The organism is Brucella pseudintermedia (assembly GCF_008932435.1).
Classification (GTDB): domain Bacteria; phylum Pseudomonadota; class Alphaproteobacteria; order Rhizobiales; family Rhizobiaceae; genus Brucella; species Brucella pseudintermedia.
In genome coordinates, this window is sequence record NZ_WBWE01000013.1 from 14088 (window position 1) to 29960 (window position 15873).

Below are 15873 nucleotides of genomic sequence, written 5' to 3' on the forward strand. Positions count from 1 at the left end.
TTAAGCCAGTGCTGGATCGCGAAGTTGGTAAATCAGGGCAGAAACAGGCTTCGGGAGCATCCCCAGTTCCCAATCCTTTTCCGGGTCTTGGTCAGGATCGCGATACAGATAGCCGACAAGCATCATTGTTGCCGTGGTCACTGCGGCGGGTACGGGACCGGCAACATTGCCTTCGTCATCCATATTCAGGACTTCTTTAGCTCGGCCCTTGAGATAGAGAATGATACGTTCTGAAGCCGCTGATATGAACAATCCCAATTGCGCATCGTCGTCGTCATGGTCAATGCGAAGGCCAGCTTTGACCTGATCGAGAGTGACAAGATCAGCCATTGTCTTCGTCCTTCGTGAGACTGACAGGAGACTTCTGTTCGCCAACCTTGACAGTGAACGTCTTGCCATCGCGACCGCGCTTGACAGCGATACGCCAGTCATCACCGCCGCCGGGTTTGGACTTGGTTTTCGTCTGAGCGATCCAGTAATGCCCCGCCCACGTCACTCCGTCGCCAGGAGTGTATTCCTTGCCGTTCGTGAAGATACCACGGTCAAGGACTACCGGCAGGGTGAAATCGAACTGCTTGACCCGTTCGCCCTTGATGAACTTGAAGGCAAAATTCTTCTCGCCGTCATATTCCACCGTCAGGTCATCGAAGCCCAAGCCGTCAGCGCCATCTTTGCCTGGTTCGCCTTTTTCACCGACGAACCGGCCAAGCTCTTTGACCCGGCCATCGCTCATCGTGGCAACAAGAATACCACCTTCAGCCCGGAATAGGTCTTTCACGTCCAGACCGTCCCGGCCATCCTTTCCGTCTTTCGGCTTGGGAAGCTCGCTGACGCGCTTTTCCACTTCCGATGCGATAAGCGGCGCAACATCTTCAATCGTCACGCTCTTGCCGTCTTGCGGGGCCGGAATTTCAGCCACTACAGCGCGTACCACTTCCTCAATGCTGCGCTCCATGTCCTCGACGCCCAACTTAGCTGATATAGCCTCATCAATCATCTTCGGGATGTCTGGCAGTTCAGAGGCTTCCTGTAGCGAGGCCACACGGGCCGTAACCTCAGCCAAACCATTCTTGACATCGCTCAAGTCAGATACGGCAACAGAGAATGCTTGCTTTTGCTCATCGACTACCGCCTGTAGCTTCGCAATAGCTTCCTCGCTCGCTCCCTTTGCATCAACTGCTATGGACGCTATCTGATCTGCCAATTCTTCCTTGACTGTAGCCGCGATGGCCACTGGATCAGCATCCTTGCCGTCGATACCATCACGCGGCGTGGGAAGACTGTCGAGGCGCTTTTCAAGATCATTCAAACGACCTTCATAAGCAGCAAACGACCGATCAACGTACGACTTTACCGCCTCAAAACCCTGATCAAAAGCTTCTTGCAGGTCCATCATGCGGCCTTTCGTGATTTGTCATTGCCGGCGAACATCGCCTTAACCTTCAACGCAGAAATGCGCTTCTGTGGCGGCTCCGGTTCCGGGGGAGTGTCTCCCTCTATCGGCAGCGCATCGCGTCGTAAAAGCCACTCAAGGCTGTGATCCTGTTCCTGAAGGTAGACCGTATCGCCACCAGCAACTGGCTTCTGGTTCAAGCGCTTGCGTTGTTCGTTAACCGTCAGTTTGCCCTTGGATTTTTCCAAAACATCCATCTGTGTCATCGCATCGAGGCGCATCAGGGCTTCCTCGTCAAACTCGGTGCCGAGCGTAACGCCATCCATGCCAAGACCTTCATCAAGGCAGGCTTCCGCGTCTTCCATCAGCTTTTGCAAACACTGTGAATAATAGCGGAGGGTCAGATTGCTTACATTGTTGTAAGTCGGCTCGGCTCCAACGCCGATGAGGAAGCCAGGGACGTGGAACGTCGAACAAACGACTTCCGCAGACCACTTCAACTGTTCTACAAGCTGGGCATCCGTCGCGGCGATCTGAAGCTGCTGGTACTTCAATCCATCACCAAGAACAGCAATCTTACCGGCATTCTTGCCCGTATAGTTGCTCTCCCAGTATTCCTTGAGCCGTTTAGCTGTGTCGTCGTCAATTTCACCTGGGGCAGTGAGAATGCCGCCCGGATTGGCATTATTCCCAAAGAACCGCGCTGAGTGCTCCTGCATCTTCAAGCCTTGAACGGCGGCAAGGCCATTGGCGAAGATTGGTGAAAGACCAACAAGTGGGTGAAACAGGCAGTTGAAACGGTCGTGGATAATATCACGGGCCGGAACGACAAGACTGTCCTCAATCTGGTTCAGATCGTCGCCGTAAAGCTGATAGAAGATCGAACCATCGGACGAAATCAGCGGACGCACCCGAGTGGGATCGAGGACATACAGTCCATTCACGACCCCACGAAGATCACGCTTCTTCAGAACATAGGTATTCCCGCGAGACAGCTTCGACAGCATCCAGCTTTCCATGAACTGAATGCGGGTCTGAAATCCGTTAGGCTTGCGCAGGACGGGCGAATAAGCTGGATTGGATATCTCCGACCAGATGCCGTCACTGTCCTTCTGTACGAGCTTGATACGCAGTTTTGCGATATCCGAAGCAATCAGCGTCATGCAGGCAAAGACGGCATGATTGGCGACTACTGTGTCATGCTCGATCTCGATATTGCGCTGCCATGCCCCAGAGAATGGTTCGCGCACCCATGGCCACCATCCGCCGCGATTATCGACCGGAGACAAGGATTTGCGCGTAGGCACCACAACGCCAGCAAGGGCACTGAGGAATGATGTCTTAGCCATTTGTCCTCAGTCCTTCGCGAATAACGAATGCAAGAATGATCGCTGCCAAACCACCGGCAATAAGCGCCCACGGCAGACCGGCCAGCAGATAAATCCCGGCGATGACGGATGAAATCCCGGCCAGAAGTACAGCGACCGATAACAATGCAACAGCGATCATCACGCCTCCAGTGAGTGAAGCCAGCCGCCCGTAGGCGACCGGCATATTCGTAAAGGCTACGGATTAGCTGCCAGCATTTCCGCCGTAGTTTGCACCCGTGACGAACGAGACAGCCTGCGCACGGCGCTTCTGCCAGTTGATATAACGCTCGGCACGGATGCCGATGCTATTCGTCTGCCAGAGCGATACGAGTTCAGCCGGGGTTGCCGTTCCGCTGTTATTGGCCGGGTTATCAACCATCTGGAGCGAAGCCTCGCGGGAAGCGTCGATGACAACCTGACCATCGTCAGCCAGATAAATCTGGTCAGCGGCAACGAGAGCCAGCATACCGGCAGGGATATACTGAGAGGTGATAACCGGGAGGCCATCCAGTACACCGCCCTTCGGGCCGATCTCAGGATATTCGCGCTGACCGAGCGGGTTCTTAACGCGGGCAAGCTGCTGCGCCAGAATTTCCGACATCAGGAACACGCCGTTCGCCGTCGAAAGGTTGGCGGTGATGAACTGCGTATAAAGAGCGTCGATATCCTGATCCGGATTGCCGGTCGAAGGAATGCCGGTCACGCCGTTGGTGATGGACGCCGGAGAGACGTTCGCCACAGCGGCCTTTGCTGGATCGATAAAGTCGATATCGAGACGTGCACGGATCGCATCACCCAGAGCGTTACGAACCAGAAGGTCAGCAGACGGATTGGAGAAGCGAACGAGTTCCTCAGTCAGAACTGCGATAGACGCCACCTTCGCCCAACGAAGCTCGATCTGCGAGAAATCGAACTTGGTAAGAGGCTTTGGAGCACCTTCTCCAACCCAGTATGCATCACCACCGCTCGTCTGCGCCGGAATTTTGACGTTGAATGGCACGTTGAACAGCGACGGGATATTGCCAGTGCCGAACTTGCCGATCACGGTCGAAGGCCGCAGGAACTCGATGAAGTCGCCAGCAAAGTTCTGATAATCGACCAGTGCACCGGCCCAAGTCGGATCAGTCGTCGTACCGGCTGCAACAGCGGCCTTCAGGACGTTGTGAATGCGGGTCTGTTCAGGATAGTGCGTCTTCGCGATTTCAACAGCGCGGAGAGGATCGCCCTTGGCAGCCGCAAGCGACTTGACGAAGCGAGCAAATTCAACGCCAGGCGCGAGCTTGCTCTTGACCTCGATTACCGGGCCGCGAGAAACGTCAACAGACGAATTTACCGACTTGGTGGCGTTAATCGGCTTGGCTTCGACAGCCTGAGCCTTTTCGAGCGCACGGTAACGCTTCAGGTCACCGTCAATCGATGCGACTTCGGCTTCGAGACCATCGAACTCTTCTTGTTCCGCCTCATCGGTCGAACGGCCTTCATCAATGGACTTCTGCATGATTGCCGACATACGGTCGGTCTTTTCAACGCGAGCGGCTTCGAGTGCCTCGATCTGCTCGGCAACAGTTTTCTTCTCAGCCATGGTTTTCTCCTGTGGCTTCTTGAGATTGATGGATTTTGTGGAAGGTTTTCCCGAAGCGACGGGAGAAGGATCGGTACCCTTGTTGCCAGACGCGGCAGGCGCACCGATATCGAACTGTTTGATGACGGCGATGGCGTCAGCATTCATGCTCTTGCCAAGGCCGGTAATGACCGCCTCTTGATTGGCGGGGATAGTAACGGCGGAAAGCTCGTAAACCTCAGTCTCAGCGAACTTGATGCCGCCGTTTTCCATGAAGCTGTATTCCAAGGCTCGAAAGCCAATAGAAACTGCCCTTACAAGGCCGAGCTTGATGCTCTGCCAAGCTTCATCGACGCGATCTTTCAATGCGCCAGGTTCATTTATGACCGGAATTTCAGCCTCGAAGGCAATGCCGTCCTTGGTCGGCTTGTCAAACTTTACCGTACCAATGGGTTTGCGAGCATCATGCTGCCAAAGGAAGGCAAGCGGGTTCTGGAACTTGACGCCAAGCGGATCAACGATATCGCCAGACCTATCGACAGTTGGCGTCGTCGCCACACCGCGAATAATGCGCCGCTCTTCATTCACCGACTTGACATCGAAGAATGAATAAGCGCGCCGCGTCATATCATCCATGACGGACCTCCAAATGGTCGAATTGTTCGAAAGGCTCAGATTAAACTATGAGCATCTGATATTGCGGTTTCCGCTTTGGCTCCGGGTTCCGGCTCATCACCGTCACCGCGTCGAATAGCGCCATCACCGGGTCAATCTTCGCATCGCCCGCGTTTTGCTTGGTTGCCTTGATCCCGGTTGCCGTTGGCTCAATCTTGAGATTTCCCACACACCAGTCCATCAGCGATGACGGTGCATGTCTCAACGTGCCGTTCACAAGGCGGCGTTCAGACGACTTGATTGCCGTCATCATTCGCCAGCCCTGCGCTACGCCTTCCAGATTGCCGTTTTCCTGCGATACGCCGATTTCATCCAGAGCTTCGATCATGTCGCCAAGGCCCGCCGGGTCCACGGCTACAGAAGCGAGCAAGCCCCGCTCTTTCACGTAGTCGATCTTGCCAATGATGTCCGAGATGTCCTCCAGCGCATCATCGACAATCGTCAATTCCCCTGCCCGCTGGAAATCACGAAGCAGAGACGCGATAGACTTCCGACGTTCAAGAACGCTTGTGTGGCACCATGCATGTGACCATGCGAGCCAGTTCCACGAGCCTTTCTCACGTCCGACTATTGTCATCCCGAATAAGTCGTCCAGACCGCCGCCGTCGATGCCGACAACGCAGACCTCACACCGATCCAACAAAGCATCGAGACTGGTTATCGTCTTGTCCGTGCGCTCTGCCCAGAACTCGGCACCCGGCCAGCGATTGGCGCGCAGATTTGAGCCAATCTCGACATTCAAATGCTTGGCAAGAAACACATTTCTCGTTTCAGGACCGCTTGCCAGTTCCTTTGTCAGCTCTCGTTCAATCCAGTCAGATGAAACCGAAAGACCTAAATTTGGGTTGGTGACGTAGAAGTTTTCCGACTTCATAAATTCGCCGCTGTCGATCATCGACTTTGGGAACTCATACAGGACCGGCAGAAACTTGTTGTCCTCAATCTTGCCATCTCTCACATCGCGGGCATAGTCGAGCTTCGCCTTGAAAACGCCAGCGGGAGGTTCGTCGCTCTGCGTGGTCAGATAGATCACAAAACCTTCTGGACGCGATACCATGCCGCCCATTGCTTCGCGCAACATGGCGTCTGACTTAGGCTTTTTGCCAAACACCCAAAGCTCATCGATCAGGATGCGGCCCGATTTCTTACCGGAGACCGTATCTGTTTCAGCCGCGACAACCTTGAGCGCTGATCTGTTCACCCGATGCGTAATCGTGCGGGTATGCTCTTGGACATGCAGCAAATCAGCCAACTCGTCATCAGCCCGCACCATACCGGCAGCAGGTTTGAAGCTGTTATTCGCCACCTCAAGCGTCGGGGCGAGAATGAGGATTTCTTCTTCCTCACGCCATCCGATAAGCAGCGCCGTCAACATGATACCGGCAGCAATGGTCGATTTCGTATTCTTTTTAGCAATGAGCAAAAGATATTCGGCGATCTTCTGCTGCCCTGTTTCCGGGTCATTCGCTCCAAAGATCGAAGCCACAAAATCAAATACCCACTGTTCGCAGCATTCGCCAAATGTCGGCTTCCCGGGTAGGTCAGGCACTCTAAGCGCCTTAAACTTCTCCAGCGCGTAAGCCGCCTCATCTGGGAATAGCGGGGCGAAAGGGATCAGCGATTGACGATTGATAATCCGCTTTTCCCAATCTGGGCATCGCGTTGTCCATTCAACCATCACACGACTTTCAGATTAGGACGGGAGCGCGGCGCAAACCGGCCACTATTCATAGCCTTCTCTGCCTTTTCCTGACGCTGTTCTTTCTTCCCCCCTTCACCCGGCTTTGCTACCGTGAAGCTTGCCAGAGCTTTCGCAGCGTCAAGCCTCAATTTCGGGTCCGCTTCCGGGTCATTCATCATCTGCTCGAAGAACTTGAGGGGATCACTGGCCTGAGCCGGTATGTACGGGTTCGGGTCGCCTGCCGGTGGTTCGTGCTTAACAGCCGCTTTTACCACATGTGTGCGCCCTATTGCCGCTAAAACATCCGGGTCTTTCTCATATCTCGAAGCAGCCTGTGAAGCCGTCTTTTCTGGGCATCCAGCCGCTATTGCAGCCTCTTTTTTCGACGCGCCTGACATACGCGCTTCGGCGTACCGGCGCTTCTGTTCAGTTAACGCCATCGATTAACAGCCTTTGTTAAGCGGGAAAAAATCTGCGCGTGCGGGGGGCGCGGGAGTGGCGGAAGAGGCGGTTCTGGACTTTCACCCCCGCCCCCCTTCTATCCGAACAGTCTCATCTGCCCCATTGCCGTGCCTGACTTCATCAGGTTGCACTTTCGACATGCGCATTGTGTATTGCGATACGAATGCTCGCCGCCTTGCGCTATCGGAATGATGTGGTCCACCTCTGGCGCTCGATCATCGTAGGTTCCGCGCAGCCTCTTCGGTGTCTTCACTCCGCATAGCTGGCAGGTCCACTTGTCACGCTCCAGCACCGTGAGTGGATTGACGCTCTCCACTGATACGCCACGAAGGCGAAGCTTCCTTGCCTTGCGCTCGGCAGCCTTACGTCCTGATGCCTTGAATGCCTGCTTCGCTCGCTCCTTGGTCTGGAGCCGATTAGCCTCTCTGCATTCGTCGCACATCTTGCGGTCATACAGCTTTGGTGTACGAGCACCGCCGCATCTCACACACTCCAGCGAAGGAGCGGGCTTCACAACTGGCTTACGCATGAGTATGCGGAATGACGGCGGCTTTGACGTTATCCTGCGCCAATCTGCATTGCAGGCGTCAGAGCAGAATATGCGGTCGTTATCCCCTCTTGCGATGAAGACTGACGAACACGCCTTACACGTCTTTTCCTTGAAGCTGTGCTTGCCGCTGTTGCTGCGCTTACGATTTGGCCGTGGCCGTTTGTTCCGGCACTCTTGGCTACAGTATTTTGCGGGCTGCTTGGTCTGTGCCGTGTTGCCACAGACAACGCACTCGACTAGATAGGTCGAAGCCATAGCGATCCTTCCATGATCGTTACTGGTTAGAGCCGTCGAGCATGTTGGTAGCATCTCGGCGGTTCGCTATTTCTAGCACAATGCCGCCTCTACTCAAAGCCGTAGCCGCGCTTCTCCTCACGTTGCTTCACTGTGTCGTGGCATGTCTTGCAAAGCGTCCAGACGTTACCTTCATCGAAGAACAGTGTCTTATCGCCACGATGCGGGGTCTTGTGATCCCCAACCAGCTTTGACGTGTCACTCTCCAGAACACCGCACATTTGACAGGTAAATAGATCGCGGGTCAGAACCTTCCACCGCAGCGCTCGCCATGCCGTTGTCGCATACAGTTTGCGCCATGGCTGGACTTTATACCGCAGTCGGTCCCGCTCTCTCTCATTCCCTTTGGCGTATCCCAGCCTTGGCTTCATCGTGGATACGAGAGGCTTGAGGGTTTTGATCTTAGCCACTCACGACACCGATCTTGATCCCGTCTGATAGGACCATAAGCTTTGGCGCATCCGGTCCCATGAAGCGGTTCCATGCGTCATTGATACTCTGCCTCATATCATCTGATATTGGCTCATCTGTCATGAGCACGAACTTGTCACCGGGCCGAGCATCCAATCTCGAAAGGTTGCCGAGGAATTTGATTTGCTGCTCTTCCGCCATCCTCTACCCCTTCGCCTTAAGCTCTGCTGCTACTGCTGCCTCGGTCTGGTGATCCAGGTATGCGTCTAAGCTGGCATGCATCTGGTCTCGGATTTCATCGGCTATATCCATGTTGCCGCGCATGACTGCTGCGAGATGGAGATGCCTTGATCCTACGATGTCCTGCCATGTGGCTTGCATGAACTGGATGGGCTTGGGCATTAGTAGCGTCCCAGCCGTTCCAGTTCGCCGGTAATGTGGCGGAAGCTGTCCGATGTCCACTTAAGCGATGCTGCCACGTCTTGGTTTAGCGCATCAACGTCGATTGGATAAATATTGGCAGGGTTGACCCAGAACTTACCGTCTTTGAAGATCATGGGCTTCGTGATCTCCGGGTTGAGGACCATCTCCGGCCCGGCTTCACCAGTAACGATATTCTTGACGTTCTCCGCTCTTGGCAGCGCCATTGCAGGAACGGCAGCAGCTACAGGAGCGAGGCCGAGGAAGGAAAGGAAGCGTCTGCGGTTCATGCTGCTTCTCCAGCGTGGTTTGCAATGCACCCGGTGCGCCAATCATGGCTCGGGACATCGCCCTCGGTGATGATTGCGAATGCTGACGGTTTGTACTTAGATATCGGCTCTCGCTTGCCTGTCTTCGGCCACCAAGCGCATTCGTTACCGTTGAAGCCCCATACGGCCTTAACGACAGTGCCGTCTTTCATCTTGAGAACGGCAACCGTTCCGTAGCTGACCGTCGCTGCCATATTTATCGGCTGCCAGTTCATATCCGTTCCTCTTGATCTATGGCTTTAGAAACCGATGCGCATCGCACCAAACCCACGGCGTTCGCACATTGCCCTGATAATATTGGCTCTGCCTCTTTGCGCGATCCTCTTAAGCTCTAAAGCCGACGCCATGCAGGCCTCCCAATCAACTTCGATGGGCTCAGGCTTGGCGGGAAGCGCAACGCCATACCGCTTTGCTGCTGCCTCAATGCGGAGCTGCAAACAATTCAAACGATCGTGCATCCAAATATCCTGATTAGTGTTTAACCGGGCTTGCCCACTTCACACCGCTTAATGCAGGGTTGCGGCCCCGGAGCGGTCGGTGCGTTCTCTTCAAACACGAGTGTAGCCATGGTCTCATCGCCCGGTGGGATGAGTGAAAGGAGTACCGCTCCCTATGATGCGAAAAGCCGCTCAATGGCGGGGCTGATTGTTGGTCGCATATTTAGACAGATGCGCTATCCTGATGGAAACAGGAGGCAGCAATGTATCAGATCAAGGTTTTGGAACTTCTCGAAGACGGTACGTCACGGCCACATGAGTTCACCGAAATGGAAACCGCGCAAGAGTTCGTCCGACACGCTACCTTTGACCTGAAGGTCTGGATAGAAAAGTACGGCATCTTTGACCGCGATGACTTCTTGAAGCTCCGGTCTATGCCGCAGGATGAAGCCATCCCTTTTTAATTCCGCTCCGCTCTCTCCAATGAAAAAGCCGCCACCCGAAGGCGACGGCTAAATTACTCGCGAATGTCGTCAAATGACTTCGTGCGCGGCTCTTGATCGTGCGACCCCTTGGCGAAGACAACCAGATCACCGTCAGCTATTTCTCGGCGCGCCCTCAAGTCCCATCCGCGATGAATGAAGTGTGGTGGCCCGAAAGCTTTGACCGCTGACCAGTACTCCTCACCACAAAACCCGACGAAGTGGACACATCGTTTCATTTGGGCACCACCTCAAGCTATTGAAACTACGGATAAAAATCCAATTCCAATGCGATTTGGGCACCACCTCATACACGGTGGCCTACCACCATACGGATAGGATCAGAACGGGACCACGGCAGGCTTGCAAGGCTCCGCGCTATATGGGCGCGGCTACCGCTATTTCGGCCCCTCTGGAAACACACCAGACGCATGACCGCCGTTCTGATTTGTTTGCCCTCATGTCTCGCGCTACCCGGATAAGTGGGGCGGTACTGCATGAGGGCGGATTTTTGCCCTAGTCGGCGCTCTTTCGAGCCGTCTGGCTACGAGGACTTCCCCAGACCCGTTCTCCAACCACGGCTATCTTCGCTGGCCGTCAGCTACTTGCGAGGAACGGACGGACCTCCCCATCCTTCACGGCTTTCGCCGTCTCGCATTCCGTTGAGGCGTTGCCTCGAATTTGGCGCTGTGGGAGGATTTGCACCTCCCGGCAACCGGTTGGACATTCGGTCGCCTGCTACTTGCACCCGCTTATGCCGCCTTTCGCCTTTCAGCATACTTCTGGCGGCGTCTTTCGTTTCGGGCTTCTGCCCAACTGAAATCCGGTTCGGTTTCACCGTGCGTTAGCGAGAAATCATCCCGCCATGTCAGCACCTTTTCGCTGCCCGCATGGTCTCCGATTGTGACATCAATCTGCCCGGTTTCAGGGCAAACATGCAACACCCCTTCTAGGCCGTTTTTGTAATTTTGGCCGTTAATGCGGGCAATCTCACCGAAAATCTCTAAAATCGCCCGGTTTTTTCGCTTTCTTCCCGTTTCTCTGGTGAAGCCCTGCTTCGTGCACCATTTGCCAAACGGCGTCCCTCCCGCTTGTGCGTTGGCCCATGCCCAGAGACAACGGCGGCGCATATCGTCCTTCACTGAAAGGATAAGCTGGTTGCACCGTTCCCACTCAGAAACGTCCCGTGTCGTCAGCTTGGTCTTGGCGAACATCTCGGCGCGATGCTCTTTATGCCGCTCATCGCCCCATTCACGCATCTCAGCCCAGCTATGGACATAACCCAGGCTCTGCGCCTTCAACTGCTTCGGCTTCGCTGTCTGTGGCAACCGCCGGTCAACTTCTGCGCCTCGGATGAACAGTTCAGCTATTTCCAACGGCGTCATGCTGTCCTCCTATCGTCCAAAAGGTCGAGTTGATCTGCGTTCGGTCCGAAGCGGCGGAACACCCTTTCATATACCATGCCGCTGATTGCATGTCGTTGCGGGGTGATGCCTGACAGGTCGTTGGCGATGAATTGAAGACGCCCTAGCGGTATTGCATCCCATAGTTCCAGCCATGCTGACGTATCGCGCTCGATCAGGCCCCGGTTTGCAATCACCATGTCCGAAGCCATCCATAGGCCAAATTCATCCAGACATGCCTTATTGTTGGCCGTTTCCGCCAATGTGGTCATGACTAAGCGGAAATGACCTTCTCCATGGTTGCGCAGTATCCGGTCCAGCGTGGCGACCGCCCGTGTTTCGCCAATATCCGGGTATCGGTGAGCATCCACAATCTTGATGCCGTACTCTGCGCATATCGAATAAACACGAGAGTCAACTGTCATCGATCAAGCCTCGCTTTCTTCCTCATGGTTTCAACTAGCCGGTTCGAATACCAAGCCGCCTTTTCCAAGTCCTCGGTTGATTTGCCCTTGTGACGCTCGCGCCAGATGTATTTCAGAGCATTGCCCTTGCAGAACCCACGAAACTCGTCTGGCGTAAGCGCTGCTTCTATAGCGTCGATGCATTCAAGCCCTGTTTCTGACGCTGTGTAGTGACGGGGACGGTTCACGTTGTCAGTCATGCCGCCAATTCCTTTTCCGAAAGAGCCTCGACCATATCAATGCGCCGGCCAATCCATCTCATGCAGTTGATTGCCATGGAATTTCCAAGGGCTGTGTAGCGCGGGCCGTCGGCAGCCATTTTCTTGCCGACAGGGATATTCGTGTATCCGTCTGGGAAACCTTGCAGGCGCTCGCATTCTGTCGGCGTGAGGCGACGTACATTCCAATCAAAGCAGATGTTCTTCTCCTGTGTTCTGCCGCCACCGGATGGCGCAGTAAGAGCGTAGGCAACATCTCCTCCAATCTCCAAGGTGCGGCCGCCCTCTCTCCCTCGCTCCTGAAATGCTATAGCTTGCGACTGTGGAGACGATGCGCCAAGCGGCCCTGAACGATCGAAGGTGACCTCCGGGTCCTCACGGCTATTGAATGCAATCATCGTTTCTGTCTCATAGTCCTGCCTGCCCATTCCGCCAGCATTCAGGCAATGCGCTACATCTCCGGACGATGAAACCGCCACATAGGCATCGCTGTCATCTCTTAGCGAACAGTTGCTCTGTGCTCTAAGGCTTGGCGCAACATCTCTGGTAAGACTTTCCTGCGGACTGCGGCGCGGCGGAGTATTCCCAGACAGGCCTTCGCGCTCAAATAATACCGATGCGGCACGTCTCCAGTCTCCAAGATATCCGACAACGAACACACGCCTTCGTCTTTGAGGGACTGCCCGTTCGTATCCGTCCACTCTGACATACTGAGCGTCAAGCACTCGCCAGGCCGCATGATACCCGCATTCTTCCAGCCCTCGGATAAAGGTTCCAAAGTCCCTTCCTTTGTTGGAAGACAAGACGCCGGGGACGTTCTCCCAAACCAGCCAGCGGGGCTGATAGCGTCGAGCGATGGCAAGATAGGTGAGCATGAGGTTGCCGCGTGGGTCAGCAAGTCCTTTGCGAAGTCCCGCGATTGAGAAGGATTGGCAGGGAGTTCCGCCGACAAGAAGGTCAATTGCATAGTCTGGCCATTCCTTGAATTTGGTCATGTCACCAAGGTTCGGGACACCATTTGCAGACAGTTCATCACCAGGCATGTTTGCGCCGTAGTGATGAGCGAGAACCTGACAGGGAAAACGTTCAATTTCGGAGAAGAACGCTGGCGACCAACCGAGAGGATGCCAAGCCTGAGTTGCAGCTTCGATACCTGAGCAAACTGAGCCGTATCTCATGCCGCCTTCCTCCTCCTAGTCACTTCGATGACCTTCCCGTTCTTCCGTATCGGCTGGAGTGTCGGGAATAGCTTCTCTGCCTCTGTGCGGGCCGCTGACGCTGTTTCACCGCATCGCAGGTATTCTGTGTTCATGTAGGCGAGAAGGTGTTTCAGGGCCTCCTCTGTGGCTTCTAGCTTGGTTGAGAAGACCTTGGGCTTGTCGCCTTTGTCCATGAGCGGGTTTGGCCTACCGTGCTGCGCAAAGCGAAGCATCACACGGTATCCGGTTGGAACTTGCTGGGTGTACGCTGCAAAGTGGTTCATCAGAAGCCTAACCCCATTGGATTGTCGATGACTTCACGCTTGATAAGTTCTGGCTGGTTCATACCGCCCAGATCAACGAATGTTGTCGTTGGCCCATGCCAGCCGCATTCCACATCACGCGGCCATTGGCTTTCACGTGAGAGAGCAAGGAATATCTTGGCCTTGTCCTCGTTCTGGTCGACCAAATCCTGCCAAAGCTCATGAAGATCGGAATGGATAGAAGGTTCATATTCCTTGAGAAAAACCACAGGGCGGAACGGGATCAGTACATGGTCGGCGTCTCGTTCGATTGCTCCTATCAGGTCGGAATACCTTGGCTTTTTGGATAAAAGCTGATGGAAAAACTTCTCATTGATCGTCGGTCGATAATCCGTGAAGGTGTTCTTCTTCAACTGTGCGCAGCCGATAATCGGAATGTCCGTCTCTCTGGCGATCTGTTTGAGCCTCGCCGTGACGATCTGGCCAAATTCCCAATCCGCCAGCTTCTTCTCATCCTTGTTCTTGTCGATCAGCCCCATATGGTCGATTACGGCCAGTCCCTTGCCTTTCTTGGACACGAAGTACCGAATGCGCTCTTCAATCTGATCCAGCGTTAGGCGCTTTTGCTGGATGTAGATTTGTTTCTCGCGGTTTGCGTTGCGGAAGTTCATCAGGCGCTCGAAATCGCTCTCGTTCACCTTGCCGCGCTTCTGCCGGTTTACCGTGACCTTGGTTTCACGGCTGCTCTCCCGCATCGCCAGCTCTTTTGCTGACATTTCACCGGAATAGAACCAGACTGGAAATCCTTCCGCCGCTGCTCCCATTGCCAACTGACCGGCCAGTGCTGACTTGCCTTGTTTGGTTGCTCCTCCGAGGATGATAAGCTGACCGCCACACATTGGGCCGATAAGCTCTTCCACTGGCCGGAAGCGATAACCTATGCCGGTCCCACGCTTGCCGCTGTATGCCCGGTTTGTGTCCTCCAGAGCGTCATCCAGAGCCGTCCCGAATGATACCGCGCCATAAATGTCGTCTCCGTCAGACAATGCACTGCTGATCTCCGATATTGCGCGCTCGCCAATCTGGGCCGGGTCGCTTTCTGTGCTGACGTTCTGGGCTTCGGCTATGACATCCTGAGCGATGGCGATAATCTGACGGCGCTTCGATAGATCAACAAGCATTTGGGCAACCTGTGGAAGCATCGCAGGCGGGAGAGCGTGTTGAGCGCAGCACCGGGCGACCAATCGCCCTACAGTCGTTTCGCTGTCGATATTGCGATCCCACGGAAGGAACGGCTTGATTGTAACTGGCTGCGCAACCTTGCCCTGCTTGATGACATCGGTAATGACGCCGAATATCTCAGCAAGAAACTTGTCATAGAAATGCACTGGCTGGAGAATACCGGCGATCAGCGGGAAAGCGTCATTGTTGAGAAGGAGCGTTCCGATCACCGCGCCTTCTGCCTCATAGTTGCAGATTGCTTGTGCGGGCTGCTCGTAATCCATTTTCCTCACTGCGCTCATGCCGCCACCTGCAAATTCATTTTCGTTTGTGCGCGCTTCGCCTTGGACTTGGCTTTCTTTGCTGCTCTGGCTTTTTCCTGCCGAATAATCCCGCCATTCAGCGCCCAAAACAGGATGCCGATTGCTTCGGCAGCATTATCATCAATCGTTTCAAACCCTCGCGCTTTGCAGGCGGCGACGGCCTGATCTTTCAGCCACTGCCTGGCTTTTTCCGTCTTTTTCGGACCTTCTAGTCCGTCAGTAACGCTTTTGGGCGCTTGGGTGACGCCGATGAAAAAGCTGCGCCATGAAACAGTGTTCACGGTCCTTGGTAACGGGAAACCTCTTCGTGCTGCGATCATGCTGACAGTTGCTATCCAGCCCCCAGAGAGCCGCGCCGACGCTTCAGAACGAGCCGCGCCGTAAGCCTCGGCTTCCAAAATGATTTCCACGTCCTTGCTGTCAAATATGTCGTGCTTCCGCAGAAGTTTGACCACGTTATCCCAGAGGTTGAGATAGTAATCGCCGTGACGAGAACATTTATTGCCGTCGCGATCCCGCGTTAAATCCCATGAACCATAGAACAGTCGCTCGCGTTGCGTTCTGCGCTCGCTCTCCGGCTTGTCCTCGTCATGCACAAGCAGGCAATAACCGGCGTTCGTGGAAGGATCGATGCAAAGCTTATGTGTCGGTCTCTCCGATTGCATTCAATACCTCCCCATAACGCAGGCTACCGGGGCGAAAATCCAAGCCAGAGCG

General features: G+C 54.6%; 21 protein-coding genes. 1 reads left to right on the top strand and 20 read right to left on the bottom strand.

Annotated features, from left to right (window positions below):
* From F9K78_RS16710 to F9K78_RS16765, 13 genes are all read right to left on the bottom strand, one after another.
* The gene (locus tag F9K78_RS16710) at positions 1-330 is read right to left on the bottom strand and encodes a head-tail connector protein (protein ID WP_151682426.1); all 330 of its coding nucleotides are present in this window, start codon (positions 328-330) and stop codon (positions 1-3) included.
* Positions 323-1396 carry a hypothetical protein gene (locus F9K78_RS16715; RefSeq protein WP_151682427.1) on the bottom strand — a complete coding sequence of 358 codons (1074 nt, stop codon included), beginning with the start codon at positions 1394-1396 and terminating at the stop codon, positions 323-325. Before F9K78_RS16715 ends, F9K78_RS16710 begins: the two co-directional genes overlap by 8 nt.
* A complete protein-coding gene (locus F9K78_RS16720; protein ID WP_151682428.1) occupies positions 1393-2742 on the bottom strand; it encodes a phage portal protein in 1350 nt (449 codons plus the stop codon). The genes F9K78_RS16715 and F9K78_RS16720 overlap by 4 nt, the downstream gene beginning before the upstream one ends.
* Complete coding sequence (locus tag F9K78_RS21915; RefSeq protein WP_167518128.1) at positions 2735-2902, bottom strand: hypothetical protein; 168 nt, start codon at positions 2900-2902, stop codon at positions 2735-2737. The genes F9K78_RS16720 and F9K78_RS21915 overlap by 8 nt, the downstream gene beginning before the upstream one ends.
* Before the next feature lie 63 nt (positions 2903-2965).
* A complete protein-coding gene (locus F9K78_RS16725; protein ID WP_208851929.1) occupies positions 2966-4960 on the bottom strand; it encodes a phage major capsid protein in 1995 nt (664 codons plus the stop codon).
* 40 nt (positions 4961-5000) lie between these two features.
* Entirely contained in the window at positions 5001-6677 is a 1677-nt protein-coding gene (locus F9K78_RS16730; protein ID WP_151682429.1) for a terminase large subunit, read from the bottom strand.
* Positions 6677-7120 (bottom strand): terminase small subunit, encoded by a 444-nt coding sequence (locus F9K78_RS16735; protein ID WP_151682430.1) that lies wholly within the window; start codon positions 7118-7120, stop codon positions 6677-6679. The genes F9K78_RS16730 and F9K78_RS16735 overlap by 1 nt, the downstream gene beginning before the upstream one ends.
* 98 nt (positions 7121-7218) lie before the next feature.
* Entirely contained in the window at positions 7219-7584 is a 366-nt protein-coding gene (locus F9K78_RS21920) for an HNH endonuclease (RefSeq protein WP_167518129.1), read from the bottom strand.
* Positions 7585-8036: 452 nt separating this feature from the next.
* The gene (locus tag F9K78_RS22285) at positions 8037-8357 is read right to left on the bottom strand and encodes an HNH endonuclease (protein WP_151682522.1); all 321 of its coding nucleotides are present in this window, start codon (positions 8355-8357) and stop codon (positions 8037-8039) included.
* A 31-nt stretch (positions 8358-8388) separates the two neighbouring features.
* Entirely contained in the window at positions 8389-8598 is a 210-nt protein-coding gene (locus tag F9K78_RS16750) for a phage portal family protein (protein ID WP_151682432.1), read from the bottom strand.
* 200 nt (positions 8599-8798) lie between these two features.
* Entirely contained in the window at positions 8799-9107 is a 309-nt protein-coding gene (locus tag F9K78_RS16755; protein WP_151682433.1) for a hypothetical protein, read from the bottom strand.
* A complete protein-coding gene (locus F9K78_RS16760) occupies positions 9104-9361 on the bottom strand; it encodes a hypothetical protein (protein ID WP_151682434.1) in 258 nt (85 codons plus the stop codon). The genes F9K78_RS16755 and F9K78_RS16760 overlap by 4 nt, the downstream gene beginning before the upstream one ends.
* A gap of 24 nt (positions 9362-9385) precedes the next feature.
* Positions 9386-9604, bottom strand: a complete 219-nt coding sequence (locus F9K78_RS16765; RefSeq protein WP_151682435.1) for a hypothetical protein — start codon at positions 9602-9604, stop codon at positions 9386-9388.
* A gap of 242 nt (positions 9605-9846) precedes the next feature.
* On the opposite strand from F9K78_RS16765, the gene F9K78_RS16770 reads away from it, so the two are divergent.
* Positions 9847-10047: a hypothetical protein gene (locus F9K78_RS16770; protein ID WP_121981416.1), complete on the top strand. Its 201-nt coding sequence runs from the start codon at positions 9847-9849 to the stop codon at positions 10045-10047.
* A 770-nt stretch (positions 10048-10817) separates the two neighbouring features.
* Here F9K78_RS16770 and F9K78_RS16780 read toward each other — a convergent pair.
* The 7 genes from F9K78_RS16780 to F9K78_RS16810 are packed head-to-tail and all read right to left on the bottom strand — an operon-like array spanning position 10818 to position 15821.
* A complete protein-coding gene (locus F9K78_RS16780) occupies positions 10818-11450 on the bottom strand; it encodes a hypothetical protein (protein ID WP_151682437.1) in 633 nt (210 codons plus the stop codon).
* Complete coding sequence (locus F9K78_RS16785; protein ID WP_151682438.1) at positions 11447-11893, bottom strand: hypothetical protein; 447 nt, start codon at positions 11891-11893, stop codon at positions 11447-11449. The genes F9K78_RS16780 and F9K78_RS16785 overlap by 4 nt, the downstream gene beginning before the upstream one ends.
* Positions 11890-12132 carry a DUF3310 domain-containing protein gene (locus F9K78_RS16790; protein ID WP_151682439.1) on the bottom strand — a complete coding sequence of 81 codons (243 nt, stop codon included), beginning with the start codon at positions 12130-12132 and terminating at the stop codon, positions 11890-11892. Before F9K78_RS16790 ends, F9K78_RS16785 begins: the two co-directional genes overlap by 4 nt.
* A complete protein-coding gene (locus tag F9K78_RS16795; RefSeq protein WP_151682440.1) occupies positions 12129-13328 on the bottom strand; it encodes a DNA cytosine methyltransferase in 1200 nt (399 codons plus the stop codon). Before F9K78_RS16795 ends, F9K78_RS16790 begins: the two co-directional genes overlap by 4 nt.
* Positions 13325-13633 carry a hypothetical protein gene (locus F9K78_RS16800; RefSeq protein WP_151682441.1) on the bottom strand — a complete coding sequence of 103 codons (309 nt, stop codon included), beginning with the start codon at positions 13631-13633 and terminating at the stop codon, positions 13325-13327. Before F9K78_RS16800 ends, F9K78_RS16795 begins: the two co-directional genes overlap by 4 nt.
* Positions 13633-15135 carry a replicative DNA helicase gene (locus F9K78_RS16805; protein ID WP_151682442.1) on the bottom strand — a complete coding sequence of 501 codons (1503 nt, stop codon included), beginning with the start codon at positions 15133-15135 and terminating at the stop codon, positions 13633-13635. Before F9K78_RS16805 ends, F9K78_RS16800 begins: the two co-directional genes overlap by 1 nt.
* Complete coding sequence (locus F9K78_RS16810) at positions 15132-15821, bottom strand: hypothetical protein (protein ID WP_151682443.1); 690 nt, start codon at positions 15819-15821, stop codon at positions 15132-15134. Before F9K78_RS16810 ends, F9K78_RS16805 begins: the two co-directional genes overlap by 4 nt.
* Positions 15822-15873: the final 52 nt, after the last annotated feature.